1 protein-coding gene is annotated in these 204 nt (G+C 65.7%); it reads left to right on the top strand.

What is annotated here, in order from left to right; genetic code table 11:
• Window positions 1–204: hypothetical protein (locus IB256_RS30565; RefSeq protein ID WP_192405001.1), on the top strand; the 204-nt coding region annotated here is incomplete at both ends.

Below are 204 nucleotides of genomic sequence, written 5' to 3'. Positions count from 1 at the left end.
GTGAGTCGAAGGCCAACAACGCCAATGACGTGGCTCTGGGTGCAGGCTCCACCACTGACGTAGCTGTCGGCACTGCTGGCACCACCATTGCCGGTACCGACTACAGCTTCGCCGGCGCGACTCCGACGAGCACTGTCTCCGTGGGCAGCAAGGGCAGCGAGCGCACCATCACCAACGTTGCCGCTGGCCGCCTGAGCGCGGACA

The organism is Pseudomonas sp. PDM17, from assembly GCF_014851985.1.
Classification (GTDB): Bacteria; Pseudomonadota; Gammaproteobacteria; order Pseudomonadales; family Pseudomonadaceae; genus Pseudomonas.
This window is presented reverse-complemented; position numbering and strand designations above follow the sequence as displayed.